The sequence below is a fragment of the Sorangium sp. KYC3313 genome (assembly GCF_052075895.1).
In the GTDB taxonomy this organism is placed as follows: Bacteria; Myxococcota_A; Polyangia; order Polyangiales; family Polyangiaceae; genus Sorangium; species Sorangium cellulosum_B.
The window spans coordinates 12,031,282-12,056,771 of sequence record NZ_CP197255.1 but is presented as its reverse complement, the minus strand read 5'-3'; the positions used below and the strand labels follow the sequence as shown (position 1 = coordinate 12,056,771).

Genomic DNA, 25,490 nt, shown 5'->3' with positions numbered 1-25,490 from the left:
CGATGGACCTCCTCCCCTCCGCCGGGAAGCGCCATCGCGTCCCGTACTTCGCCCTCGTCCCCGCCATCGTCGTCGCCGTGCTCGTGCTCGGCGGGATCGCCCTGCGCACGACGCTGCAGATCGAGAAGGCGCGGCAGCAGACCGTCTTCGACGCGACGCTCACCCTCGCCGACGAGCGCGTCGACCGGCTCGACAAGCTGATCATCGCCCAGGACAGCGTCGTCGCCGCGCACGTCGACGTGGCGAACCTCTCGGTCATCGCGCGGCGGTGGCTCCCCACGGCGGCCCGCGAGACGCCGACCGTGCGCGCCATCCTGGTCCTCGACATGGACAACGCGGCGCACGACGTGCTCGCGTTCGCCTCGCGCGGCGCGTCCGGGCGGGAGGACGACGCCTTCCGCAAGCTCCTGCTCGCCCGCCTCCTGCCGCAGATGAACTTCGGGGGCGACACGACCGAGCTGCGCCACCTCCACCACGTCATCGATCAGCAGAGCCTGCTCGTGAGCTACTGGCAGCGCGAGCACGCGGGGCGCAGGTTCCTCGTCGTCGCGTGGCACGAGGTGCCGCGTCTGGTCCACGAGGTGATGCCCCGGCTGTTCCGCGACCTCGATCGCGAGAAGAGCCGGATGAACGTCATCGACGAGGAGGGCCGCATCGTGTTCGGCCCGCCCATCATCGGCGGCGAGTTCACCGTCGGGCGCCCCTTCCCGACCACGCTCTACAACTGGCGCCTCCAGATGGCGCTCACCACGGCCGAGGAGCTCGGCGAGAAGGTCGAGCGGCAGCGCCTGATCGAGATCCTGATGGTCGGCTTCTCGGCCCTGGTGGCGCTGGCCGGGCTCGCGATCGTGGTGCTCGCCTCCGTGAACGAGCGGCGGCTCGCGGCGCTGAAGAGCGACTTCGTCGCGAACGTGTCCCACGAGCTCAAGACGCCGCTCTCGCTGGTCCGCATGTTCGGCGAGCTCCTCCTCGGCGGCCGCGTCCCCAACGACGAGAAGCGCCGCCAGTACCTGCAGATCATCGTGAGCGAGAGCGAGCGGCTCACCGCGCTCATCGAGAACGTCCTCGATTTCGCCCGCGTCGAGCGGGGCAAGGCCGCCTACGAGTTCGCGCGCGGGAGCGTCGCCGAGGTGGCCACGCGCGCCGTCGACATGTACCGCTACCGCGCCGAGCGCGAGGAGATGACCGTCGAGCTCACGATCGCCGAGGGGCTGCCCGAGGCGCTGATCGACGCGCGCGCGCTCGAGCTCGCCCTCGTGAACCTGCTCGACAACGCGCTCAAGTACGCGAAGGACGGCGGCCGCGTCGCCGTCGCGGTGGAGGTCGAGGGCGGGGGAGGGGGGCGCCTCGCCGCGCTGACGCGCCAGGCGAGGCAGGTCACCATCCGGGTGAGCGACCGCGGGCCGGGCATCGATCCCGACGAGCAGAAGCACATCTTCGAGCGCTTCGCGCGCGGGCGGCGGGCGAGCGAGCGGCAGGTGCGCGGCAGCGGGATCGGGCTCGCGCTCGTGAAGCACATCGCCGAGAGCCATGGCGGCGCCGTGCGGGTCGAGAGCCCGCTCACCGACGACGGGCGCGGCAGCGCGTTCGTCGTGTCGCTCCCCGCGCTGGAGCACGACCGGGAGGCGCAAGAGCGCGCCGCGAACGCCGAGCCGGTCGTGGCCGAGCCGGCGCCGGACGCGGGGTCGCCGTGAGGGCGCGCGGGAGCGGCGAGGCGGCGCCCCGGCCGGGCGACGCCGCGGTCAAGGCGGCGCCCCGGCAGCGGAAGGACGCCGCGGTCGAGGCGGCGCCCCCGCGGCCGTACGCCGCGCGGGGCGCCGCGGTCAAGGCGGCGCTCGACGGGGTGCGCGCGCGGTGCGCCGTCGAGGAGCGCCGCGCGCGAGACCCGGTCTCCTTCGTCCATCGCTACACGGACCCGGCCGATCAGGAGCTCGTGGCGCTCATCGCCGCGTCGCTCGCCTTCGGCAACGTGAAGGCGCTGCACGCCAAGATCGGCGAGGCGCTCGATCGCCTCGGGCCGGAGATCGCCCTCACCGCGGACGACGCCCGGGCCGTCTCGGCGCGGCTGCGCGGCTTCCGGCACCGGATCTACCGCGATCGCGACCTCGTCGGGCTGATCGTCGGCGCGCGGCGGGTGCAGCGGGCCTCGGGCTCGCTCGGCGCCGCCTTTGCGGCCGAGCTCTCGCGCACCCGCGACCTGCGCCAGGCCCTCGGGGCCTGGGTGCGGGCGATCCGACGCGCCGGCGGCCTCGACCGGCGCCCGGACGACCGCGGAGCCGCGCACATCCTCCCCGATCCCGAGAAGGGCAGCGCCGCCAAGCGGCTCATGCTCCTGCTGCGGTGGATGATCCGCCCTGCGGACGGCGTGGACCTCGGCCTGTGGCCGGTGCCCCCGTCGGCCCTCCTCATCCCGGTCGACACGCACATCGAGAAGCTCGGCTACAATATCGGGCTCACCGATCGCAGGGGCGCCACCTGGAAGACGGCAGAGGAGATCACCGCGGCCCTCCGCGGCTTCGATCCAGCCGACCCCGTCAAGTACGACTTCGCCCTCTGCCACCTCGGCATGCTCCAGCAATGCCCGTCGCGGCGCGATCCGGTCCGCTGCCAGGGGTGCGGCGTGAAGCCGGTCTGCCGCCACTGGGACGAGTGAACACGCCCCGCGCGGCAGATTTCCGTCCGGGACAGCTACAACCCCGATCAGATCGAGAACGCGAGGGCCTTCGAATTTGAATCGGATTGCAACTGTGATTTTCAACCATGCAATGGTGGCTGGTTGTGCTGTGCGTAAGTATTTGAAACTCTGTTCGACGTGGGTCGGCACAGAGCCTGCAAAATGACAGGCGAGCGCCGTCGCGGAGACCTTCCCCCCCCAGGTCCGCGAGGCGCTTTTTTCATTTTGTCTCCGGCAAGCGCGTGAGCGCGGCCGTCCGGCAGACGGCACGGCAAGAAGAGCGCCGCAACCGAGCCCCCCCGAGCTCTGCTGCGGCGTTCTTCCTGCCGTGCCCCCTTTCCCGGGTGCTTACGGGACCCTTGCCAGCTCTCTCCTCGCCCTCGTGTGTTGCGATCCGCATGCCACGTTCCGGGCTGGTAGATCTGGAACCTTTGTGCACGCCTGTGCTGGAGCTCTCGATCTCGCGCCCCGGTAGGCCTGGGCACATGATCATGTCCCCGCGAGACGCGAATCCCAGGGAAAACGAGCCGCTGCCAACGTGCGTTTCCGCCAGGGGCAGTCGCCCCACGTGCTGTCCGGCGCGATGGGGTGGAGTGGCTTCCGGGACGCTGTGTGACTTTTTCACGCGCTGCAGGAGATGATCGTGAAACGTGCTGTTCCCATGGATTCATGATCATCCAGGCGAGCGAACTGGGTTGCGGCCTCGACGAGCGACTGGCCTGTGTTCCGTCCATCCTGCCCGGTGAAAAGAATGTCGAGGTTGCCTGCATGCGGAAGCAGCGCCAGCAGGTAGATTGACCGTATGGTCTGGACATTCGGGGCAACCGTCCTGGTGGCGCTGGCGCTCGCGGCGCTGGCGGCGATCGGGCTGTGGGCGCACCTCCTTTACTGGGTCAAGCGGCTGACGCTGCCGCTCGAGTACAGCGTGGAAGAGGTCCTGCGGACCGAGGATGGCGCGACGATCGAGATCCGCCGCGTCCCGCGCCCGGACGGCGCGGCGGCGCAGCCGGACCTGCCGCCGATCCTGCTGGTCCACGGGCTCGCCGCGAACCACAGGAACCAGGACATCCACCCCGATTACTCGCTCGCTCGCCACCTCGCCACGCTCGGGCGCGACGTGTGGCTGCTGACGTTGCGCAGCGGCCGCCTCCTCACCCGCGCCGAGCGCCGCAGCGTCCGGTTCTCCGCCATGGTCCGGTACGATCTTCCCTGCGCCATCGAGGCGATCCTGGAGCGCACCGGCGCCCGTTCGCTGGATTATGTCGGCTTCTCCATGGGGGGCATGCTCCTCTATGCGGCGCTTGGCCGGAGCGTCGCCGGCGATCGGGTCCGCCGGGTCGTCCTCGTCGGCTCGCCTGGCCGGCTCACCACGCCGGTGCGCCTCATGCGCTTCGTGCCGGGCCGGCTGTTGCCGGGCGTCCCGCTCCGCCTCATGGCACGCAGCGTCGCGTTCGCGTCGGAGTGGCTGCCGACGCCGATCCATCACGCCGTGGCCAACCCGCGCAACGTGCCTCCCGGCGTCACGCGGCTCGCGCTCGTCAACTGCATCGAAGACATCCCTGCTGCGCTGAACGCCGACTTCGCCGCGTGGATGGCGAGCGACGGGGAGATCCGCGTGGACGGCGAGAGGGCCCTGGACGGCCTCGCCTCGGTCGCGGCGCCGGCCCTGTTCATCGCGGGCAGCGCCGACAGGATAGCCCCCGCCTCGGCGGTGCGCGCGGCGTTCGACGCATGGGGGCGCGATCGCCCGGAGACGCCGAAGCGCTTTCTCGTGCTCGGGCGCGACTTCGGAGCGCGGGAAGATTACGGTCACGGCGATCTGGCCGTCGGCGCCTATACAGGCGTCGAGCTCTTCGAGCCGATCGCTCGTTTCCTCGGCCCCGAGCTGCAGGCCGAAGACGCGCCGGGGCCCGAGACGGGCGCTGTGGCGCTGGAGGCCATCCAGGCGCGTCAGCCGACATCCGACGAGGCCGCTCCGATGCCGGATCTCCCGGCCGCCTGACGCCCGTGGAGGTCGAACGCGCGCGCGTGGAAGTGCGGTGATCGACGATTGCAGCGCGAAAGCGAAGAGGCGTATCCTCGGCGCCGGATCTCTCGGAGCCACGCGGTGGCCGGCCTGTCCGCCGAAGGATGTTCATGAGTCACCCCGGATTGCGCGCCAGATTCGAGCCGTCGTCGACGGCGCTCTGGCTGACGATCGCGGCGCTTGTCGCCCTTGCCGCCCTCGCCGCGTCCTGCGCGGGGGACTCGGCCGCCGCGCCGTGTGATGACGGCCTCACGCCGTGCGGGGGAGCGTGCTTCGACACGCAGGCCGATCCGGACCACTGCGGCGGCTGCGACGGCGTCTGCGCGAGCGGGACGCGGTGCGAGGCGGGCGTGTGCGTCGACGGGGGCGCGGGCGCGGGCGGAGCGGGCGCTGGCGGCGCGGGCGGAGCGGGCGGCGCGGGCGGAGCGGGCGGAGCGGGCGGCGAGCTGTGCGCCTCCGGCCTCGTGGCGTGCAGCAGCGGCTGCGTCGACCTCGCCACCGACGCCGCCCATTGCGGGGGCTGCGGCCAGGAATGCGCGGCCGAACAGCGGTGCGAGGGCGGCGCCTGCCGCTGCGCCTCCGGCTTCACCGCGTGCGGCGGCGGCTGTGTGGACGTGGAGAGCGATCCGCTGCATTGCGGGGCCTGCGAGGCCCGCTGCCCTCTCCACGAGACGTGCGTGGAGGGGGCGTGCGCCTGCGACGAGGGCTTCGCGGTCTGCGGCGGCAGGTGCGTCGATCTGGCCGTCGACCCGGCGCATTGCGGCGCGTGCGGCGCGGCGTGCGCCCCGGGGCTGTTTTGCCGGGAGCGCGCGTGCGCCTGCGCCGCCGGCGACTACGAGGACATCGGCTCGACGGTCCCTCGGCTCCTGACGGGCACCACGGTCGGCGCGGAGACCTATTTCCCGCTCGCCTGCATGGGAGTCGGCTCGACCCAGTTCGTCTACAGGTTCACGGCGGAGGAGGCCGGCAGGTACAGGTTCGACACCGCCGGGTCGAGCTACGACACCGCCATCGGCGTCCTGGACTTCGACGCCTGCGAGGAGCTCGCGTGCAACGACGATCACGGGGGAGCCGTGACGGGCAGCGCCTCGGTGGCCCTCGAGCAAGGGCAGAGCGTCCTCCTCGTCGTCTCGGGCTATGACGGCGCGCAGGGCGACTTCGCCCTTCACCTCGACCGGATGGCGCCGCCGGCGTGCCCGCTCGACACCCTCGCGACGGCTCTCCCGCAGAGCGTCACCGGGGACACATGGGGGCTCGGCGACGCCGTCTCGACGGGTTGCGGTTCAATCGACACCCCCGACGCGAGCTACAGTTTCACCGCGCCGCGCGCTGGCAGGTACGTCTTCGACACGTCCGGCTCCACGTTCGATACCGTCCTCGAGCTGCGCAGGGGGTCCTGCTCCGGGACGGTGATCTCTTGCAACGACAACGACGATGCCATGGGAGCCAAGACGTCGCGCCTCGTCGCGAGCCTCGCCGAGGGCCAGACGGTCGTCGCGGTCGTCGACGGCGTCGACGGCGGCTCCGGGCCATTCACGCTCAACGTCTCCGAGTTCGTGCCGCCTCCCTGTCCGGAGCTCACGCTCGGCGCCACGTTTCCGCAGACGGTGACGGGCACCACGGCTATCCCGGATCGCGTGAGCGCCGTCCCGTCGCCCTGCACCAGCGACAGCGGCCCCGAGGCCACCTATGCCTTCACCGCGCCGGCGACAGCGCTCTACACCTTCGATACCTTCGGCTCCTCCTTCGACACGGTCCTGCACGTCCACGAGGGGACATGCAGCGGCGAGAGCGTCGCGTGCAACGACGACACCTCTGGCCGGCAATCGCAGGTGAAGGTGATGCTCCGCGAGGGAGAGACCATCGCCGTCGTCGTGGACGGCTACGCTGCAGTCGCCTCCGGCGCCTTCCAGCTCAACGTGAGCCAGACCTTCGTCCTCCCGTGCCCGCTGATCGATCTCGGCTCGACGGTGCCTCAGACGGTGACGGGGAGCACCGCGGATGCGGCCGACGTCCTGCGCCCGAGCTGCGGCAGCGGCGCCGGCGAGGTGACCTACCGCTTCACCGCGCCCGCGGCCGGCACCTACATCGTCGATACGTTCGGATCGAGCCTCGATACGGCGCTCTCCGTCCTCGACGGCAGCTGTTCCGGGGCCGAGCTCGCGTGCAACGACGACGCGCTGGGAAGCTCGCCGTCGCGGCTGACGCTGGAGCTCGACGAGGGGCAAACGATCGTCCTCCTCGTGGACGGCAGCGCCGCGGGCGCGTCGGGCGATTTCACGCTCAACATTGCGCCGTTCTCCGGCGGCGGCACCTGCTCGACGGCGATCGATCTCGGCTCCGTCGTCCCGCAGCTCGTGACAGGGAGCACCGCGGAGCGACCGGAGTCCGTTCGCCCGGCCTGCGGCTCCTCGTCGAACGCTCCCGACATGATCTACCGCTTCACCGCGCCGGAGGACGGGCTCTACATCTTCGACACGTTCGGATCGAGCTTCGATACGATACTCCAGATCTTGAACGAGAGCTGCGAGGGGACGTCGCTCGGGTGCAACGACAACACGGACGGGAAGCAGTCGCGTGTCGCCCTCGGCCTGGCCGCCGATCAAACCGTCCTCGCCGTCGTCGACGGCCTCGGCACGAGCTCCGGCGACTACGTGCTCCAGGTGGACCGGTTCACCGGCCCGGGGACCTGCGCGACGGCGATCCACCTCGGATCGCCGCTGTCGCTCACCAGGACCGGCTCCACGCGCGGCCAGCCCGACGCGGTGCGGCCGAAATGCGTGTCCGCAGCGACCGTGTCCTCTCCGGAGACGGTGTTCACCTACACCGCCCCGATCCGGGGCACCTATGTCATCGACACGATCGGGTCGTCGTTCAACACCGTCCTTCACGTCCACGCGCGCGGCTGCGCCGGCACCGAGCTACAATGCAACGACGATCTGACCAGCTCGCAAGCGTCGAAGGTACAGATGGAGCTCGCCCCCAACCAGACCATCACCGTGGTCGTCGACGGGTATAACGGCGCGTCCGGCGACTTCACGCTGAAGATCGCCAAGCTCTGAGTCCGCGCTGGATGTGCCCTGGGGCCGGCCTGACGACGGCATCTGTCGCGTCGAGCCCGCGAGGGCGCCTCTCCGCGGCGCGGCGAGCGCGGTCCGGGCCGCGGCTCGACCTGCGCGCCGCCAGCCGAGCACCCCCGCCGGTTGCGGATGCGTCGGCCGTGGGCGTATCCTGGCGCGCGCCTCGTTATCCGCGCGCCTCGAGCGGCCACGCACCCCAAGGATGGCTATGAACAGATCCGGATCGCGCCCCAGGCCCGCCCTGTCGTCCGCCGCGCTGCTCCTGGCTGCGGGGGGCGTCCTCGCGGCATCCTGCGCGGAGAGCCCCAGCGCGTCGGGCGAGTGCCCAGACGGGCTGTCGCGGTGCAATGGAGAGTGCGTCGAGCTCCAGGCGAACGCCGAGCACTGCGGCGCGTGCGGCGGCGCCTGCGAAGAGGGGCAGCTCTGCGTGAAGGGACGCTGCGGCGAGGGCGGCGGCGGCGAGGGCGGCGGCGGCATAGGGAGCGGCGTCGGGGGCGGAGAGAAGTGCGGAGAAGGCCAGACCGACTGCTCAGGCAAATGCGTGAACCTCGAGACCGACCTGCGGAACTGCGGCGATTGCGGCGTCGCGTGCGCGGAGGGGCGCGTCTGCGCGGACGGCTCCTGCGCATGCGCGGGTGACCTCACGGAGTGCGACGGCGCCTGCGTGGATGTGCTGAGCGACAGGCGCAACTGCGGCGAGTGTGAATCCAGCTGCGCGCCTGCCCAGCTGTGCGTCGAGGGCGTCTGCGCCTGCCCCGCAGGTCTCGCGGCGTGTAAAGGCGCGTGCGCCGATCTGCAGACGAGCCAGCTCCACTGCGGCGCCTGCGGCGTCGCGTGCGGGCGAGGGGCGGTATGCCAGGCAGGCGCCTGCACCTGCGTCCTCGGGACGTACGACGAGCTCAGCGACATCTTCCCGCAGACGATCACGGGGACCACCGTCGGCGGCGAGACGAACTACGATCTCGCGTGCGTGGCCGCCGGCTCGTCGGAGCGGGTCTACCGCTTCACGCCGTCCGTGGCGGGGACATACACGCTGGACACCGTCGGGTCCACCTTCGATACCGCCATCGGGGTGCTGGGAGCGACCACCTGCGCTCAGCTCGCCTGCAACGATGACATGGCCACCGGGGTCCTCCAATCGAGGGTCCGCGCGGTCCTCGAGGCGGGCCAGCAGGTCCTCATCGTCGTGACCGGCTTCGACGGAGCGGAAGGCGATTTCACGCTCAACATGGGGAAGGCGGATCCGCCGAAGTGCCCTGGGTGGGTGATAGACGCTGCGCTCCCGGCGACCGTCACCGGCAACACCGAGCACTTCGGCGACGCGATCAGGCCGAGTTGCGGAGTCGCAGACAGCCCCGACGCGAGCTACAGCTTCACGGCGCCGGCGGCCGGGAAGTATGTATTCGATACCTTCGGCTCCGGGTTCAACACGATCCTGGAGCTGCACGACGGCGCGTGTGATGGCGACGTGCTCACCTGCTCCGACGACTCAGGAGAAGGGTCGCAGTCGCGCGCCACGGTGGAGCTCAGCGCCGGCCAGAAGGTCGTGGCGGTCGTCGACGGCTTCGAGGGCGCGCGTGGGCCCTATACGCTGAACGTCGCCGCGTGGGCCCCGCCCGCGTGCCCCATGGTGGATCTCGGCTCCACCTACCCGCAGACGGTCACGGGCCGCACGTCAGGCCTCGACGACGTCCTCCAGCCCCCGCCGGACTGCGCCAAGGGCAATTCCCCCGAGGTCAGCTACAGCTTCACGGCGCCCATCGCCGGCCGGTACACATTCGATACGATCGGCTCGACCTTCGACACGGTGCTCCACGTTCACGACGGCAGCTGCACGGGCGCCTTGCTGGGGTGCAGCGACGACGCGGAGGGCTTGTCGTACCAATCGCAGGTGTCCACGCCCCTCGCGCAGGGGCAGACGGCGTATGTGGTCGTGGACGGCGCGTCCGGGAAGCACGGCGCGTACACGCTCAACGTGAGCGGCACCCCGAGCCCCCCGTGCCCGGAGATGGCGCTGGAGTCGGTCGTCCCGCAGACCGTGTCGGGGACGACCGTCGGCGCCGGCGACTACGTGAGCGCGCCGTGCGGCATGCCCGGCGGCGCAGACAGGGCGTACAGCTTCACGGCGCCGGCCGACGGATTGTACGTCTTCGATACGTTCGGATCGAGCTTCGACACGGTCGTCCACGTGCGCGCCGGCTCGTGCGGCGGGGAGGTGCTCGGCTGCAACGACAACGCCGTGGTCGTCCAGTCGCGGCTCGTGGTGCCGCTCGCCGCGGGGCAGGAGACCGTCGTCGTGGTCGACGGCGCTGAAGCCGATGCCGCGGGCGCGTTCACGCTCAACATCAGCCTGTTCGATGGGGACGGCACTTGCGGGAACCCCATCGACCTCGGCTCGACGGTCCCGCAGACGGCGATGGGCTCCACCCTGTTCCAGCCGAACTCGGCCACACCGAGCTGCGTCCCGTCGAGCGGCAACGACAGGGTCTATCGCTTCACCGCGCCGGCGGACGGGACCTACGTCATCGACACCCTGCCGTCGAACTTCGACACCGTCCTTCACGTGCACGACGGCGACAGCTGCTCCGGCCCCGAGCTCGCGTGCAACGACAACGCGGTCATGGCCAGCTCGCGCGTGACCGTGACCCTCACCGAAGGGCAGGTGATCACGATCATCGGCGACAGCCGGCGCGCCGCTTCCGGCAATCTCATCCTCAACATCGCCGCTCTCCCTTGAGCGGGGCGCGCCTCGCTCGGTGACCCGCCGGCCGGCGGGGAGCGGGGAGCGGGGAGCGGGGTGGCACGGCGGCTGTGGCGGGTCGGTCGCTGCGGCGAGCCGGGGGGCTCGAGGGCCACGGGCCGGGGAGGGGAGGCGCGGCTCGGCGCGCGTGGGGGCAGGTGGAGCGGCATGGAGCGACAGGGAGCCATGGAAGGCGGCCAGCGCTCTCGTCGGTGAGCGACGCGGGCGAGGTACGCGGGCGACGTGTCGACGCGCACGCCCTAGGAGTTTTCTTGAGAGCGGCGCCCTCCCGTGCGAGTCTCGGCCCCCTTGGGACTTGCGCCCGTCGTCCGGGACGCGCCCCTGTGATCCGGGTCGAACCATGCCAAAGGAACGCGTGTTCTCTCTCGATGCCGTTCGGACCGACGGCTGGTTCGAGCGCATAGGCGACGGCATCGGCAGCTTCCAGGCGCTCTGCGAGATCGTGGGCGAGGCGTTCTTTGCCTTCTCGATGATTACGGGCGCCCGCATCACGGCGCTCACCGTCGACCGCCGCAACCCGGACAACACCCTGGTCGACTTCGTTATCGCGCCGCCGGGCGAGGAGGACATCGACGGCGACGTCCAGCGGCTCACGCTCGCGGACTTCCGCCACCGCCTCGTCGGCGCCCTCCTCACGGAGGACACCACGCCGCCCGCGCCCGAGCGGGACACCGACCTCGAGGGCATCCAGCTCCACATCGGCGTCCGCTACCTGCTGCTCGCCCCGCTCTACGGCTACAGCCTCCGCAAGCTGGCCGTCGAGGGGAAGACCTCGCGCCTCCTCCTCCTGCGCGACGGCATCGAGGAGACCCACGAGCTCAACGAGTTCCGCGCCCGCATCCGCTCGCACGTGCGCGACGAGCTCGAGCGCGCGTCGGCCGGCGCGCGCTCCGCCATCGACCTCACGAAGGTCGCCGAGGCCGAGGTCGCCTCGCAGCGCGGCGACTTCCCGAAGGTGATCCAGCTGCTCGGCACCTGGCCGGCCCCGCTCGCGATCTTCCTGCGCACGCCCGAGGGGCAGATGCTCACCCCGGACGCCCGCAGCCTGATCGCCAAGGGCCTCGGCCTCCTCGGCACCGCGTGCGTCAAGCTCGGCGAGGAGCACCAGGGCGAGGAGGTCATGCGCCTCGCCGTCCAGTACGCGCACGACGGGGCCGCGGCCGGCGACATCTTCCGCCGGCTGGGCGAGGCCATGCTCGACGACGGCCGGGCGGGCGAGGCCATCGGCCCCCTCCGGCGCGCCGCCAACCTCGGGGCCCCGCCGAAGCAGATCTGGCCGCTGCTCGCGCGGGCGTTCGTGCAGCGCAAGAAGTTCGTCGCCGCCCTCGCCTGCGTCCGCGAGGCGCGGAGCGTGGGCGTGGCGGACGCCGACATGGTGGAGGAGATCCGGGAGATCGAGGCCACCCTGGGGACGGCGCTCACCGCGTGGCGAGGGCTGGTCCTGGCCGCGAACCGCTCCTAGGATCGCGGCCCCCCGGCGGCTGGCCGGTTGCCCACCAGTTGACCGACCGCCTCCATTGACACCCCCGCGGCGGCCGACTAGATCCGGCGCGGATTAAGCCGGGATCGCTCGGATTTTTGCTGCTTCAGGCAGCATCGCCGCGTCGCTCTCACCTTTTGGACTGCATGGTTCGGGGCCGCGGGCCCCGAGGTCTCGCCCCGAGACGCCGCGCGTTTCGGCGAGATGGTCGACCCCTCCAGGGGGTCGACGCGTAGGAGTGCTCTCTCGATGGCCACCTACATCCCCCTGTTCCTGCTGTTTCTCGTCGCCGCGATCATCGCGCTCGCGATGTTCACGCTGACGTCGCTGCTCGGCCCGAAGAACCCGACGCCCGAGAAGATGATCCCGTACGAGTGCGGCAGCGACTCGACGGGCGGGCGGTTCGTCAAGCCGAGCGTGAAGTTCTACCTGACGGCGATCCTCTTTGTCGTGTTCGACATCGAGGCGGTGCTCATCTACCCGTGGTCGGTCCAGTTCCGCACGCTCGGGTGGACGGGCCTCGCGACGATGAGCTCGTTCGTCGCGCTGCTCGTCGTGGCGCTCGTGTACGTGTGGAAGAAGGGAGCTCTGGAATGGGAGAAGTGAAGGCCGGTGGGCCCTCGACGCGGGTGATGGAGGGCTCCGAGCACGGCTTCGCGACCACGCGCGTGGACGCGCTGCTGAACTGGGCGAAGAAGTACTCGCTGTTCCAGTACCCGTTCGTGACGGCCTGCTGCGGCATGGAGTACATGGCGATGGCGAGCCCGCGCTTCGACATGGCGCGGTTCGGCGCCGAGGTGCCGCGCTTCTCGCCGCGCCAGGCCGACCTGCTCTGGGTGGTGGGGACCATCAGCCAGCGCCAGGCGCCCGCGCTCAAGCGCATCTACGAGCAGATGGCGGACCCGAAGTGGGTGCTCGCCTTCGGCACGTGCGCCTCGTGCGGCGGCTTCTACGACAACTACACGACCCTCGCCGGCATCGACAAGATCATCCCCTGCGACGTCTACGTGCCGGGCTGTCCGCCGCGCCCCGAGGCGGTGCTCGACGGCCTCATGCTGCTCCAGGACAAGATCGCGCGCGGCGATCGCACGCCGGCGATCGTCAAGCCGCGCGAGGACCCGGCGCAGACGACGGAGCACCTCATCGCCCTCCAGCGCAAGGAGCGGAGCCTGCCATGAGCAAGAAGGTCCTAGAGCTCCTCACGGCGCAGTTCCCGGGCGCCGTCCTGGAGACGCACTCGCAGTTCGGCGACGACACGGCGGTGCTCGATCCCGCCGTGTGGCGCGACGCCGCCCTGTTCCTCCGCAACGACCCGCGGACCCTGATGAACATGTTCGTCGACCTGACCGCGGTCGACTACCTCTGGCGCGGCGACGTGCCCCGCTTCGAGGTGGTCTGCCACCTGCGGTCGCTCGAGCGCAACCACCGCGTCCGGATCAAGGCGCGCGTCGGCGACGAGGAGGGCAACGGCGCCGAGATCGACTCGATCGTCCCGGTGTGGAAGGGCGCGAACTGGTTCGAGCGCGAGTGCTACGACCTGCTCGGCATCGTCTTCAAGGGGCACCCGGATCTCCGGCGCATCCTGATGTACCCGGAGTTCGAGGGGCACCCCCTGCGCAAGGACTACCCGGCCAACCGCATCCAGCCGCTCATCCCGTTCCGGGACGTGCCGAACACCGGCAAGCTGCCGCCGTTCGGCCCCGACGAGGGCATGAGCTTCGGCCGCCAGTCGCACGACTTCGCGCTGCACGGCCCTGGGGCGTCGATCGACGGAGACGAGGCCGTGAGCAACGGCAAGCGCGCGGGCGCGCTGGAGGAGCGGAGCTGACCCATGGAACCCCTGGATCGCGAGCTGGACGAGGCCGAGCTCGACCTACCGAGCGAGCCGATGCTCCTCAACATGGGGCCGTCCCACCCGGCGATGCACGGCACGGTGCGCATCGTGCTCGAGCTGTCCGGTGAGACGATCAACAAGGCCGACGTGCAGATCGGCTACCTGCACCGCGGCTTCGAGAAGATGTGCGAGCGCGGCACGTGGTCGCAGGTCTTCCCGTACGTCGACCGGCTCAACTACGTCTCGCCGATGCTCAACAACGTCGGCTTCGCGCTGGCGGTCGAGAAGATGCTCGGCGTCACGGTGCCCGAGCGCTGCCAGTACTACCGCGTGATCCTCGGCGAGCTGGCGCGCATCTGCGATCACATGATCTGCAGCGGCGCCATGGCCATGGAGCTCGGCGCCTTCACGCCGTTCCTCTACCTGTGCCGCGCGCGCGAGATCTTCTGGGAGATCTTCGAGGAGGAGACGGGGGCGCGCCTGACGCACAGCTTCGGCCGCGTCGGCGGCATGGCGCGGCCGCCCACGGCCGATTTCAAGGCGATGGTCCGCGTGGGCCTCGCGCGCGTGCTCGCGCTCGTGAACGACGCCGAGAAGCTCATCCTCAAGAACCGCATCTTCCTCGACCGCCTCGACGGCGTCGGGCAGATCTCGCAGGAGGACGCGCTCGCGCTCGGCTGGACCGGCATCGTGCTTCGGGCGACCGGCGTGCCCTACGACGTGCGCCGGGCGAACCCGTACATGGTCTACGACCGCTTCGACTTCGACGTGCCGGTCGGCACGCGGGGCGACAACTACGACCGGTTCATGTGCCGCCAGGAGGAGATCCGCCAGGCGGGGAGGATCATCGAGCAGGCGCTCGAGCAGATGCCCGACGAGGGGCCCGTCAACATCGACGATCCGCGCATCGTGCTGCCGCCGAAGGAGGAGGTCTACACGACCATCGAGGCGACCATCCAGCACTTCAAGATCGTCATGGAGGGCATCAAGGTGCCCGCGGGCGAGTGCTACTCGTACACCGAGGCCGGCAACGGCGAGCTCGGCTTCTACCTGGTGTCCGACGGCAGCGGCACGCCGTACCGCGTGCGCATCCGTCCGCCGTGCTTCGCCACGACGCAGGGGCTCTCCCAGCTCATCACCGGGCTGATGATCCCCGACGTCGTGCCGACCTTCGGCTCCCTCAACATGATCGGCGGGGAGTGCGACCACTAGCGACGGCGCGAGGAGCGCTCCCGTCATCGACTTAGGAAAGCAAGGGCCCTCCGCGGCCCCGCCGGGAATCGAGAGCACGATGCCTACGATCAAGATCGACGGAAGGGAGATCCCCTTCGAGAGCGGTGACACGATCATCCGCGCGGCGCACCGCGCCGGGATCGACATCCCCCATTACTGCTGGCACCCGGGCCTCAGCGTCGCCGCCAACTGCCGGATGTGCCTGGTCGAGGTGATGCCGCCGCCGGGGCGGCCGGCGATGAGCCTCGACATCCTCCGCTGGGACGCGGCGAAGCAGGACTACGTGCCGGCGGCGAAGCCGAAGCTCCAGCCGGCCTGCCAGATGGCCTGCGCGAACGGCATGGAGGTGCTGTCCGACAACAGCGACCACGTGTCCGAGGCGCGCTCGGCGGTGCAGGAGCTCCTGCTGCTGAACCACCCGGTCGACTGCCCGATCTGCGACCAGGCCGGCGAGTGCCGCCTCCAGGACTACTGGCTGGAGCACCAGCGCAAGGGCAAGCGGATGCGGCAGGAGCCCGTGCACAAGCCGAAGGCGGTCACCTTCGGCCCGACCATCGTGTACGACGCCGAGCGCTGCATCGTCTGCACGCGGTGCATCCGCGTCTGCAACGAGCTCGCCCGGGATCCGGTGCTCTCCGTCCGCGAGCGCGGCAACCTCGGGGAGATCACGGTCTCGCCGGGGCGCGAGCTCGACCACAACTACACGCTCATGACCGAGCACGTCTGCCCGGTCGGCGCGCTCACGTCGCGCGACTTCCGGTTCAAGGCGCGCGTCTGGTTCCTCCGCAGCGCCCGGACCGTCTGCCAGGGCTGCGCGACGGGCTGCAACGCCTACCTCGACTACGATCCGCGCAACAACACGCCGTACCGGCACCGCCCCCGCGAGAACATGGCGGTCAACACGTACTGGATGTGCGACGAGGGCATGCTCTCGTACCGGCACGCGGTCGATGGCCGGCTGCTCACGGCGCTCGTCGGCAACGACGACGCGAGCCTCGACGACGCGCTCGCCGCGGCCAAGGAGCAGCTCGCCGGCCACGGCGACGACCCGCAGAAGGTCGCGATCGTCCTGTCGGCGCAGCACTCGAACGAGGACAACTTCGCGCTCTACCACCTCGCCACGACGTACCTCGGCGCGACCGACTTCTTCGTGTCGGGCAAGCCGCTCGGCCAGGGCGACGACATCCTCATCAGCGAGGACAAGAACCCGAACACCTGCGGCGCCGTGCAGATCGCGGCGGCGACCCCGCCGCGCCCGGTCGCGGAGCTGCTCCAGGGGATCGCGTCCGGGCACTACGCGTACGTGCTCGCCCTCGGGTCGGACCTCGAGGTCGACGCGGGCGAGGCGCAGCGGGCGTTCTCGCGGCTGAAGGGGGTGGTGACGATCGCCGCCCACGAGGGGCCGCTCGCGAAGGCCGCGCGCGTCGCGCTGCCGGCGTGCTCCTGGGCCGAGGCCGAGGGGACGTACGTGAACGGGAAGGGCCTGGCGCAGCGGAGCGAGCGGGCGCTGCTCCCGCACGGCGACGCGCGCCCGGCCTGGGAGCTCATCGGCCGGCTCGGGCGCGCGCTCGGGTACGAGACCGGGTGGAAGACCCTGGCCGAGCTCCGCCGCGCGATGCCGCCCGGCGCGGCGCTTGGTGGGCCAGCCGGGGCCGCGGCGCCCTCTGCGAACGCCGCGCCGGCGCCCGCCGTCGCCGACGGCGCGCGGGTTGAGCCGAAGAAGACGGAGGCCACGGCATGACCAGCGTCGAGCTCGTTCTCGCGATCGTCAAGATCCTCATCGTCGTCCTGTTCCTGCTGAACATGGCGGCGATCGCCACCTGGGCCGACCGGCGCCAGGGCGCGATGGTGCAGGACCGCGTCGGCCCGAACCGGGCGGTCGTCTACCTGCCGTCCCTGGTCGTGCGGGGCATCGTGTTCTTCCCGCCGGCGCTGCTCGCGGCCCTCTCCGTGTTCACGGCGACGCGCCCGGCGTCCGCGCCGGCCGCGGCCGAGACGATGGTGGCCGCCGCGCAGTTCGCGGTGGCCGTGGCCTGGCTCGGGCTGATCGTGTTCTGCGCGTCGGCCCGCAGCGGCGGCCCGATCAACCCGGCCGAAGAGGCGCTCGCCCGCGTCGAGCCGCGCAGCATCTTCTACGGGGGCGTCATGGCCCACGTCGCGGTCTTCTTCCTGACGCAGGCGGTCCCGCTCACGGCGGCGCCCGTCGTCGCGCGGATCGCGTGCGTGCTGCTCGGCGCGCTCCTGCTCGTGACGGGCGCCTACGCGGCGCTGCGCGTGCCCGAGGGCAAGATCCCGCTGCGGCTCCTCGGCACGCTCCACGCCGCGGCCGACGCGATCAAGATGATCTGGAAGGAGGACTTCATCCCGAAGAACGCCGACCGGCTCCTCCACTCGCTCGCGCCGCTGCTCGCGATGTTCCCGGCGCTCGTGACGTTCGCGGTCATCCCGTTCGGCGACAAGCTGTGCTTCGAGGACAACGGCGACGGCGTCTTCGGCTTCGGGGACCTCCCGCTGCTCAAGCGGACGGTCGACCAGGCGTTCACGTGCGGCGGCCACGTCGTGAACCTCCAGGTCGCGGACCTCAACGTCGGCATCCTCTACATCTTCGCGATGGCGGGCACCGGCATCATCGGCGCCGCGCTCGCCGGCTGGGCGAGCGACAACAAGTTCTCGCTGCTCGGCGGCCTGCGCGCCGCGAGCCAGATGGTCAGCTACGAGGTCGCGATGGGCCTCAGCGTCGTCGGGCTCTTCATCATCTACGGCAGCGTCCGGCTCGGCGACATGGTGCAGTGGCAGGCCGAGCACGCGTGGGGGATCTTCGTCCAGCCGCTCGCGTTCATCCTGTTCCTCGCGGCCCTCGCGGCCGAGACGAAGCGCATCCCGTTCGATCAGCCCGAGGGCGAGAGCGAGATCGTCGCCGGCTACTTCGTCGAGTACTCCGGGATGAAGTTCGGCATGTTCATGACGGGCGAGTACGTGGAGCTCATCACGTCGAGCGCGCTCCTCGTCACGCTCTTCTTCGGCGGCTATCACCTGCCGTTCCTGGACCGCGACGGCATCAACATCGCCTTCGGCGACGCGACGCTCTTCCAGTACAAGATGACCCACGTCGCCGTGAGCCTGACCTACGTGCTGGCGTTCTTCGGCAAGACGATCCTCATGGCGTGGGTGCAGGTCTTCTTCCGCTGGACGCTGCCGCGCTTCCGTTACGACCAGGTGATGCGGCTCGGCTGGACGAAGCTCCTGCCGCTCACGATCGTCAACATGATGGTCACGGGCATCGTCGTGCTGGCCGTCGACTCGGCGCCCGCGGGGCTCGTCGGCGGTCTCCAGGTCGCGGCGGACGTCACCCACGCGATCGTCGCCCTGGGCGGGTTCGCGGCGGTCGTGGCGCTGATCGCCGGCCTCCTCGAGCCGATCGAGCGCCAGCGCACCGTCAACTCCACCGCTTCCCGGTTCGCGGCGGCGGCGGGGGGCACCAAGGCGTCGCCGCAGCAGGCATAGAGGAGGATCTCACATGGCGAGAGCTACCCCCAGCACCACGTGGACGAAGCCGGCCGGCAGGCCGATCGCCGGCAAGCCCATTCCGCGCCCGACCCGGAGCGCCGACGTCCAGGCCTACATCCCCGAGGTGGTCAGGGGCCTGGGGATCACGATGAAGCACTTCTTCAAGAACACGAAGGAGATGGTGCTCGGCCAGAAGCCCGACCCGGTGCTCCACGCGCTCGAGCCGGGCGTCACGACGATCAGCTACCCCGAGGAGAAGCGCCCCTACCCGGAGCGCTTCCGGGGCATCCACCGGCTCACGCTGCGCGAGGACAACTCGCCCCGCTGCGTCGCGTGCCTCTGCTGCTCGACGGCGTGCCCGGCGCAGTGCATCGCGATCGAGCCGGCCGAGTACCCCGACGGCGATCGGCGGAAGGGATACGAGCGGTACCCGAGCAGCTTCGTCATCGACGAGCTCCGCTGCGTCTTCTGCGGCTTCTGCGTCGAGGCGTGCCCCGTCGACGCCATCCGCATGGATACGGGCCTCCACGCGGTGCCCTACGACTCGCGCGAGCAGTTCATCTACCGGCGCGATCTCCTCATGAGCCTCTCCGATCGATCGGGCTCGCGGCTGACGGCGAACAAGCGCCACGAGCCGGGCGACCCGACGCACCCTGGCCTCTCGCGCGACCACGCGGATCACTGAGCCGGGCATCTCGCCTCTCGTCCGGCCGAGGTTCTGCTAGAAGGCCGGGTCATGGCGACGACGTACGGCTCCTTCGAGGCGGTCATCGGGCTCGAGGTCCACGCGCAGCTCCTCACCCGGACCAAGGCGTTCTGTGGCTGCGCGACCAGCTTCGGCGACCCGCCGAACACGCACACGTGCCCGGTCTGCCTCGGCCTCCCGGGGGCGCTCCCGGTCCTGAACCGCGAGGCGGTCCGGATGGCGGTGAGCGCCGCGCTCGCGCTCGGCTGCGCCGTCCAGGAGAGCAGCGTCTTCGCGAGGAAGAACTACTTCTACCCCGACCTGCCGAAGGGCTTCCAGATCAGCCAGTTCGATCGGCCGCTCGCGCTGCGCGGCCAGCTCGAGATCGAGACCGAGGCGGGCAAGACGCGCGCGGGGATCACGCGCGTCCACATGGAGGAGGACGCCGGCAAGAACGTCCACGGCATCGGCGGCCTGTCGGTCGTCGATCTCAACCGCGCCGGCACGCCGCTCATCGAGATCGTCGGCGAGCCCGACCTCCGCTCGGGCGCGGAGGCGGCCGAGTACCTGAAGCGGCTGCGCGAGATCCTGATGTTCATCGGCGTGAACGACGGCAACCTCGAGCAGGGCAGCTTCCGCTGCGACGCCAACGTCTCGGTCCGCAAGGTGGGGGAGACGAAGCTCGGCACGCGGACGGAGCTCAAGAACATCAACTCGTTCCGCTTCGTCGCCGAGGCGATCGACCTCGAGATCCGGCGGCAGATCGCGCTCATCGAGCAGGGCGGCCGCGTCCGGCAGCAGACCCGCGGGTACAACGCCGAGAAGAAGGAGACGTACCTCCTCCGCGACAAGGAGAACGAGTCCGGCTACCGCTACTTCCCCGAGCCGGATCTGCCGCCGCTCGTCGTGGACGAGGCGTTCCTCGCCGGCGTGCGCGGCGCGCTCCCGGAGCCGCCGGCCGACAAGCGGCGCCGCTTCACCGAGTCGCTCGGCCTCACCCCGTACGCCGCGTCGGTCCTGACCGGCCACCCGCGGATCGCGGCGTTCTTCGAGGAGGCCGCGCGCCTCCACGGCGACGCCGTGAAGGTCGCGAACTTCGTCCAGGGCGAGGTGCTGCGCGACACCCGGACGACAGGGCTCTCCGCGGCGTTCCCGGTCGCCCCCGGCCAGGTGGCCGCGCTGCTCCGCCTCGTGGACGAGGGCGCGATCAGCGGCAAGCAGGCCAAGGAGGTCTACACGGAGATGGCCGGCACGGACCGGGCGCCCGGCGACATCGTCCGCGACAAGGGCATGGCCGTGATGAGCGACGCGGCCGCGATCGAGGCGGTCGCCGCGTCGGTCATCGCCGCGAACGAGAAGCAGGCGGCGGCGTACCGCGCCGGCAAGACCGCGCTGTTCGGCTTCTTCGTCGGCCAGATCATGAAGAAGACGGGGGGCAGCGCGAACCCGGCCGTCGTGAACGACGTGCTGAAGCGGCTGCTCGACGGAGCTCCCGCCACGGGCGGGTGACGGAGCTTTCTCCGAGCGCAAGCGTGAAATAGGGTGCCACCGGCACGCGCCCTCGCCGCGCGAGCCGGGGCGCGCCCGGCGCCTCCGCCTCGCCGAAGCCTGGTTCCACGATCGCCCCGAGCGGGCAGGACATCCGACGCATGGTCAGCGCTCGTCCCCTCGACGCCCTCCGCTTCCCTCTCCGCACGGCAGGCTTCGTCGGCCTCACCTTCGGCATGTACGGCCTGCTCGAGGTCGACACAGCGATCTCGCCCGCGGCCGACCGCGAAGTGGTCCTCCACACATGGATGCGCCGGTATGGGCGCGCGCTCCTGAAGCTCTACGGGCTCGACGTGCGCGCGGGCGGCCTGCTCCAGGGTGAGCTCGCGGCGGGGCGCGCCGCCGGCGCGGCCGATCCGGCGGGCGCCGGGTACTGCCCTGGACGCGACGCCGCTGGGCTCGGCCGGCTGTTCGTGATGAACCACCGTTCCGCGCTCGACATCATGATCACGCTCGCCTTCTTCGAGGCCACGGTCGTGAGCCGCGCCGACCTCGCCGGATGGCCGGTCATCGGTATGGCGGCGCGCCGCGTCGGAACGCTCTTCGTGGACCGTTCCAGCAAGCGCAGCGGCTCTGCGGTCGTCCAGGCGATGTCCTCCGCGCTCAAGGGCGGCCGTGGTGTGATGGTTTACCCCGAGGGGACCACGTTCGCCGGAGATGAGGTGCGGCCCTTCCGCGCGGGCGGCTTCACCGCGGCATGCCGCGTCGGCGCGGAGATCGTCCCTGTGGGGCTCGTGTACGGCGGCGCCGAGTCCTCCTACGCCGACGAGTCGTTCACGACGCACATGGCCCGGGTGAGCCGTGCGCGACGTATCCCGGTGGCGCTCGAGGTCGGCGCGCCCATCGCCACGGTAGGCCAGGACGTCGGCGAGGTGCGCGACGAATCGCACCGCGCCGTCCAGGCGCTCGTCCGCCGCGCCCGCGCGCGGCTCGCCGCCGACGGTTAGGCGCCGCGCTCTCTCCTGCGCCGCTGGCTTCTGCGATCGGCCCTCGCTACGATGCGGGCCGCCGGCGACCCCATGGAGCGTGAAGGCAACCCTAGCGAGACCGCCATGGCATGGCAGGTCCTGAAGCCCCCCCGCGGAGGGGCGATCCATAATGAGCTGATGTTCCTGGCGGACGCGAGCGAGCAGCTCACCGGATCGCTTGATCCTCATACGATCCTCGATCGGCTCGCGCGTCTGTCGGTGCCCTACCTGGCGGACTGGTGCACGGTCGATCTCATCGAGCGTGGCGCCGCGGACACCATGGGCCTGGTCGGCTCCGTGCCGCCGCCGCCGCCGTCGGACGGCGATCCCGCGTTCGTGGCCGGGGCGGAGGGGTTCGACCCGGCGCCCGTGGCGGGCATCTACGCGGCCCGGCGCCAGCGCGCCGCCGCGGACTCCGACCCGGCGGGGTCCGATCGCGCGGGCCACGCGGGCGCGACGCGGCGGCGGTTCTGCCGCGTCGCCGCGAGGCACGTGAACCCCGAGCGCGAGGGGCTCCTGCGCGCGATCTCGCCCGACGCCGAGGAGCGCCTCGGCATCGCCAAGGTGCTGCACAGCGGCGAGTCCGAGCTCTTGCACGAGCTCGATCGCGACAAGAGCGACGAGGCCGCCGAGCGCGCCGCCGCGCTGGAGCAGCTCGGCACGCGGTCGGCGATGGCGGTGCCGCTCATCGCGCGCGGCCGCAAGCTCGGCGTGCTGTCGTTCGGCGTCTCGGAGTCGAACCGCATCTACTCCGCGGACGATCTCGTGCTCGCGGCCGAGCTCGCGCACCGCGTGGCGCTGGCGCTCGACAACGCCTACCTCTACCGGAAGGCGGAGGAGGCGCGCCACGCCGCGGAGCGGAGCGCGGACCGGGCCGCGTGGCTCTTCGCGGTGACGGCCGCGCTGTCCGACGCGATCACGCCGCCCGCGGTGCTCCGCGTGCTCGCGAGCGACGTCGTCGCGGCCGCCGGGGCGATGACCGGCGTGGTGGCGCTGCGCGCCGGGCTCGGCGGCGAGCTCGAGACGGTGCGCTCGACGGGCTACCTCGAGGCGCAGATCGCGCGCTTCAAGAGCTTCGACCTCGGCGCGGAGCTGCCGCTCGCGCGCGCGGTCCGGGAGCGGCAGCCGATCTTCCTCGAGTCGGAGGGGCGCTTCGGCGAGTTCGAGCCGGGCTTCGCGTCGTGCTGCGTCGCGACGGGCGAGCGCGCGTACGCCGCGATCCCGCTCTTCCTCGAGGGGCGCGTGCTCGGCGCCGTGGGGTTCGGCTTCTCTGCGCCGCAGTCGTTCACCGAGGACGACCGGGCGTTCATGCTCGCGCTGGTCCAGCAGAGCGCGCAGGCGCTCGAGCGGGCGCGCCTCTCCGCGCTGCAGACGGAGGAGGCCATGCACCTCTCGCACGAGGTGCTGAAGCAGATGCCCGAGGCCATCCTCGTCACGGACGTCGAGGGCAACATCCGGTACTGGATGGGCGAGGCCGAGTCGATCTTCGGCTACCTGTCCGAGGAGATCGTCGGCAAGAGCATGGCGCTCCTCCACCGCGAGGACGTCCGCGAGGAGAGCACGGCGCGGATCCTCCAGCAGATCGAGGACGCGCGCACCTTCGTCGGCGAGGTCCCGTGCGTGCGGCGCGACGGCTCCGAGGTGCCGATCGAGATCACCGCGTACGCGGTCCACGACCAGGAGGGTCGCCCGCTGTTCCTCGTCGGCATCCACCGCGACATCACCGATCGCAAGCGGGCCGAGGAGGAGCGCGCCCGGCTGATCCGGGTGCAGGCGGCGCGGGCCGAGGCCGAGGAGGCGGCGCGGCGGTTCGCGTTCCTGGCCGAGCTCAGCACGGCGCTGGCCGCGTCGCTGGACTTCACGGCCACGCTCCAGTCGCTCGCGCGGCTCGTCCTGCCGGTGCTCGCCGATTTCTGCCTGGTCGACATCGACGACGGGCTCGGCCTGCGCCACGTCGCGGCCGCGCACGTGAGCCCGCTGAAGGAGCCGCTGCTCCGGTACTTCCACCCGAGCCGGGTCGACGGCGAGCCGGGCCCGGTGGCGCGCGTGCTGCGCACGGGCCGGTCGGAGCTCTACGCGGACGTCCGCGGGGACGTGCTGCTGCACGAGGCGATGACGAGCGAGGAGGCCACGGCCAACCGGACGCTCGCGCCGCTCTCGTACCTCGTGGTGGCGCTCCGGGCGCGCGGGCGGATCCTCGGCGCGATCTCGCTCGTGTCGTCGGAGTCGGGCCGGTTCTTCGAGCGGTCCGACGTCGCCTTCGCGGAGGAGGTGGCGCACCGGGCCGCGCTCGCGCTCGACAACGCGCGCCTGTACCGCGAGGTGCAGGACGCCAACCGGCTGAAGGACGAGTTCCTCGGGACGGTGTCGCACGAGCTGCGGACGCCGCTCAACGCGATCCTCGGCTGGGCGAGGATGATGCAGGCGGGCTCGCTCGACCGGGTCGCGGAGACGCGGGCGCTGTCGGCGGTCGAGCGCAACGCCGAGCACCAGGTGACGCTGATCGACGAGCTGCTCGACGCGTCGCAGGTCGTGACGGGCACGCTGAAGATCGAGCGGCTCGCGGTGGAGCTGACGTTGCCGGTGCAGACGGCGGTCGAGTCGATCCTCCCGTCGGCCGCGGGCAAGGGCGTGGCGATCGAGACGAGGCTCGATCCGGAGGGGGTGTTCGTCGAGGGCGACCCTGCGCGGCTCCAGCAGGTCGTGTGGCACCTGCTCTCGAACGCGGTGAAGTTCGCGCGCCCTGGGGGGCTCGTGCAGGTGCAGCTCTCGCAGGACGAGCGCTTCGCCGAGGTCAAGGTGATCGACGACGGCGAGGGCATCTCGGCGGACTCGCTCCCGCACGTCTTCGAGCGCTTCCGGCAGGAGGACAACAGCGGCGCGCGCCGGCACGGGGGGCTCGGGCTGGGGTTGTCGATCGTGCGGCACATCGTCGGGCTGCACGGCGGCATGGTGCGCGTGACGAGCGCCGGCCCGGGGCGCGGGACGACGTGCACGGTGCAGCTGCCGCTCTCGACGGGCGCGACCGCGACGGCGCTCACGAACGCGGGCATCGCGCCGGACCCGCGCAACCCGTTCCCGCGGCTCACCGGCGTGCGGGTGCTCATCGCGGACGACGATCCCGACACGCTGGCGATGCTCTCGGCGGTGCTGCGGCGCTGCGGGGCCGAGGTCAGCACGGCGACGTCGAGCAACGAGGCGCTGAAGCTGCTGGAGACGTCGGAGCCGGCGCTGCTCGTCGTCGACATCGGGATGCCGGGGGAGGACGGCTACTCGCTGATCCGGCGGGTGCGGGATCTCCTGCCGCGCAAGGTGGGGCGCACGCCGGCGCTGGCGCTGACGCCGTACGCGCGGACCGAGGACCGGGTGCGGGCGCTCGCGGCCGGCTACCAGATGCACGTGCCCAAGCCGATCGAGCCGATCGAGCTGGCGGCGGCGGTGAAGTGCCTGGCGACCGGGTTCATGCCTTGGTCCCGGGAAGAGTGAGTGACGGGGGATCCGGGGGGCACGCGCCGGGGTGGGGGTGTGCGCGGCAGCGCGCGGGGGGCGCTGGCCATCCGCCAAGACGGGGGCGGGGGAGCTTGCGCATGAAACACCGCCCGGCATGTCTCACTTCGGGCCTTGCCTTCTGAGACGTTTCGTCGCGCGCCACACAAGGCGCGCCTGGGACGTGGAGCCCGCCGGGACCTTATGC

17 protein-coding genes are annotated in these 25,490 nt (G+C 71.3%); all 17 read left to right on the top strand.

Going from position 1 to position 25,490, the window contains the following annotated elements; all coding sequences use genetic code 11:
* The first annotated feature begins 2 nt into the window (after positions 1 to 2).
* The gene (locus ACSRUE_RS45890) at positions 3 to 1,694 is read left to right on the top strand and encodes a sensor histidine kinase (protein ID WP_437761803.1); all 1,692 of its coding nucleotides are present in this window, start codon (positions 3 to 5) and stop codon (positions 1,692 to 1,694) included.
* Complete coding sequence (locus ACSRUE_RS45885; RefSeq protein ID WP_441289075.1) at positions 1,691 to 2,653, top strand: TIGR02757 family protein; 963 nt, start codon at positions 1,691 to 1,693, stop codon at positions 2,651 to 2,653. The genes ACSRUE_RS45890 and ACSRUE_RS45885 overlap by 4 nt, the downstream gene beginning before the upstream one ends.
* Positions 2,654 to 3,343: 690 nt before the next feature.
* A complete protein-coding gene (locus tag ACSRUE_RS45880) occupies positions 3,344 to 3,472 on the top strand; it encodes a hypothetical protein (RefSeq protein WP_441289074.1) in 129 nt (42 codons plus the stop codon).
* Between the two features lie 4 nt (positions 3,473 to 3,476).
* Positions 3,477 to 4,676 (top strand): alpha/beta fold hydrolase, encoded by a 1,200-nt coding sequence (locus tag ACSRUE_RS45875; RefSeq protein ID WP_441289073.1) that lies wholly within the window; start codon positions 3,477 to 3,479, stop codon positions 4,674 to 4,676.
* Between the two features lie 134 nt (positions 4,677 to 4,810).
* On the top strand, positions 4,811 to 7,762 hold the full coding sequence (locus ACSRUE_RS45870) for an MXAN_6577-like cysteine-rich protein (protein ID WP_441289072.1): 2,952 nt from the start codon (positions 4,811 to 4,813) through the stop codon (positions 7,760 to 7,762).
* Between the two features lie 226 nt (positions 7,763 to 7,988).
* Positions 7,989 to 10,517, top strand: a complete 2,529-nt coding sequence (locus ACSRUE_RS45865) for an MXAN_6577-like cysteine-rich protein (protein ID WP_441289071.1) — start codon at positions 7,989 to 7,991, stop codon at positions 10,515 to 10,517.
* 379 nt (positions 10,518 to 10,896) lie between these two features.
* Complete coding sequence (locus tag ACSRUE_RS45860; protein ID WP_437943796.1) at positions 10,897 to 12,003, top strand: hypothetical protein; 1,107 nt, start codon at positions 10,897 to 10,899, stop codon at positions 12,001 to 12,003.
* Positions 12,004 to 12,270: 267 nt separating this feature from the next.
* On the top strand, positions 12,271 to 12,627 hold the full coding sequence (locus ACSRUE_RS45855; protein ID WP_437862831.1) for an NADH-quinone oxidoreductase subunit A: 357 nt from the start codon (positions 12,271 to 12,273) through the stop codon (positions 12,625 to 12,627).
* A 26-nt stretch (positions 12,628 to 12,653) separates the two neighbouring features.
* Positions 12,654 to 13,199 carry an NADH-quinone oxidoreductase subunit B gene (locus ACSRUE_RS45850; RefSeq protein WP_437769906.1) on the top strand — a complete coding sequence of 182 codons (546 nt, stop codon included), beginning with the start codon at positions 12,654 to 12,656 and terminating at the stop codon, positions 13,197 to 13,199.
* A complete protein-coding gene (locus ACSRUE_RS45845) occupies positions 13,196 to 13,849 on the top strand; it encodes an NADH-quinone oxidoreductase subunit C (protein ID WP_437761796.1) in 654 nt (217 codons plus the stop codon). Before ACSRUE_RS45850 ends, ACSRUE_RS45845 begins: the two co-directional genes overlap by 4 nt.
* 3 nt (positions 13,850 to 13,852) lie before the next feature.
* Positions 13,853 to 15,067, top strand: coding sequence for an NADH-quinone oxidoreductase subunit D (locus tag ACSRUE_RS45840; RefSeq protein ID WP_437744025.1), 1,215 nt, complete (start codon positions 13,853 to 13,855; stop codon positions 15,065 to 15,067).
* Positions 15,068 to 15,146: 79 nt separating this feature from the next.
* A complete protein-coding gene (locus tag ACSRUE_RS45835) occupies positions 15,147 to 16,829 on the top strand; it encodes a 2Fe-2S iron-sulfur cluster-binding protein (protein WP_437761794.1) in 1,683 nt (560 codons plus the stop codon).
* Positions 16,826 to 18,592: a complex I subunit 1/NuoH family protein gene (locus ACSRUE_RS45830; RefSeq protein WP_437761793.1), complete on the top strand. Its 1,767-nt coding sequence runs from the start codon at positions 16,826 to 16,828 to the stop codon at positions 18,590 to 18,592. The genes ACSRUE_RS45835 and ACSRUE_RS45830 overlap by 4 nt, the downstream gene beginning before the upstream one ends.
* Before the next feature lie 13 nt (positions 18,593 to 18,605).
* Positions 18,606 to 19,280: a NuoI/complex I 23 kDa subunit family protein gene (locus ACSRUE_RS45825; RefSeq protein ID WP_437761792.1), complete on the top strand. Its 675-nt coding sequence runs from the start codon at positions 18,606 to 18,608 to the stop codon at positions 19,278 to 19,280.
* 51 nt (positions 19,281 to 19,331) lie between these two features.
* On the top strand, positions 19,332 to 20,789 hold the full coding sequence (gene gatB, locus ACSRUE_RS45820) for an Asp-tRNA(Asn)/Glu-tRNA(Gln) amidotransferase subunit GatB (RefSeq protein ID WP_441289070.1): 1,458 nt from the start codon (positions 19,332 to 19,334) through the stop codon (positions 20,787 to 20,789).
* A 140-nt stretch (positions 20,790 to 20,929) separates the two neighbouring features.
* On the top strand, positions 20,930 to 21,775 hold the full coding sequence (locus ACSRUE_RS45815) for a lysophospholipid acyltransferase family protein (RefSeq protein ID WP_441289069.1): 846 nt from the start codon (positions 20,930 to 20,932) through the stop codon (positions 21,773 to 21,775).
* A 105-nt stretch (positions 21,776 to 21,880) separates the two neighbouring features.
* Positions 21,881 to 25,282 carry a GAF domain-containing protein gene (locus tag ACSRUE_RS45810; protein ID WP_441289068.1) on the top strand — a complete coding sequence of 1,134 codons (3,402 nt, stop codon included), beginning with the start codon at positions 21,881 to 21,883 and terminating at the stop codon, positions 25,280 to 25,282.
* Positions 25,283 to 25,490 lie beyond the last annotated feature (208 nt).

Coding starts and splice junctions, on each gene's coding strand:
- ACSRUE_RS45890 (WP_437761803.1), top strand. CDS start 3: ATGGACCTCCTCCCCTCCGCCGGGAAGCGCCATCGCGTCCCGTACTTC.
- ACSRUE_RS45880 (WP_441289074.1), top strand. CDS start 3,344: ATGATCATCCAGGCGAGCGAACTGGGTTGCGGCCTCGACGAGCGACTG.
- ACSRUE_RS45875 (WP_441289073.1), top strand. CDS start 3,477: ATGGTCTGGACATTCGGGGCAACCGTCCTGGTGGCGCTGGCGCTCGCG.
- ACSRUE_RS45870 (WP_441289072.1), top strand. CDS start 4,811: ATGAGTCACCCCGGATTGCGCGCCAGATTCGAGCCGTCGTCGACGGCG.
- ACSRUE_RS45865 (WP_441289071.1), top strand. CDS start 7,989: ATGAACAGATCCGGATCGCGCCCCAGGCCCGCCCTGTCGTCCGCCGCG.
- ACSRUE_RS45855 (WP_437862831.1), top strand. CDS start 12,271: ATGGCCACCTACATCCCCCTGTTCCTGCTGTTTCTCGTCGCCGCGATC.
- ACSRUE_RS45850 (WP_437769906.1), top strand. CDS start 12,654: ATGGAGGGCTCCGAGCACGGCTTCGCGACCACGCGCGTGGACGCGCTG.
- ACSRUE_RS45845 (WP_437761796.1), top strand. CDS start 13,196: ATGAGCAAGAAGGTCCTAGAGCTCCTCACGGCGCAGTTCCCGGGCGCC.
- ACSRUE_RS45840 (WP_437744025.1), top strand. CDS start 13,853: ATGGAACCCCTGGATCGCGAGCTGGACGAGGCCGAGCTCGACCTACCG.
- ACSRUE_RS45835 (WP_437761794.1), top strand. CDS start 15,147: ATGCCTACGATCAAGATCGACGGAAGGGAGATCCCCTTCGAGAGCGGT.
- ACSRUE_RS45830 (WP_437761793.1), top strand. CDS start 16,826: ATGACCAGCGTCGAGCTCGTTCTCGCGATCGTCAAGATCCTCATCGTC.
- ACSRUE_RS45825 (WP_437761792.1), top strand. CDS start 18,606: ATGGCGAGAGCTACCCCCAGCACCACGTGGACGAAGCCGGCCGGCAGG.
- gatB (WP_441289070.1), top strand. CDS start 19,332: ATGGCGACGACGTACGGCTCCTTCGAGGCGGTCATCGGGCTCGAGGTC.
- ACSRUE_RS45815 (WP_441289069.1), top strand. CDS start 20,930: ATGGTCAGCGCTCGTCCCCTCGACGCCCTCCGCTTCCCTCTCCGCACG.
- ACSRUE_RS45810 (WP_441289068.1), top strand. CDS start 21,881: ATGGCATGGCAGGTCCTGAAGCCCCCCCGCGGAGGGGCGATCCATAAT.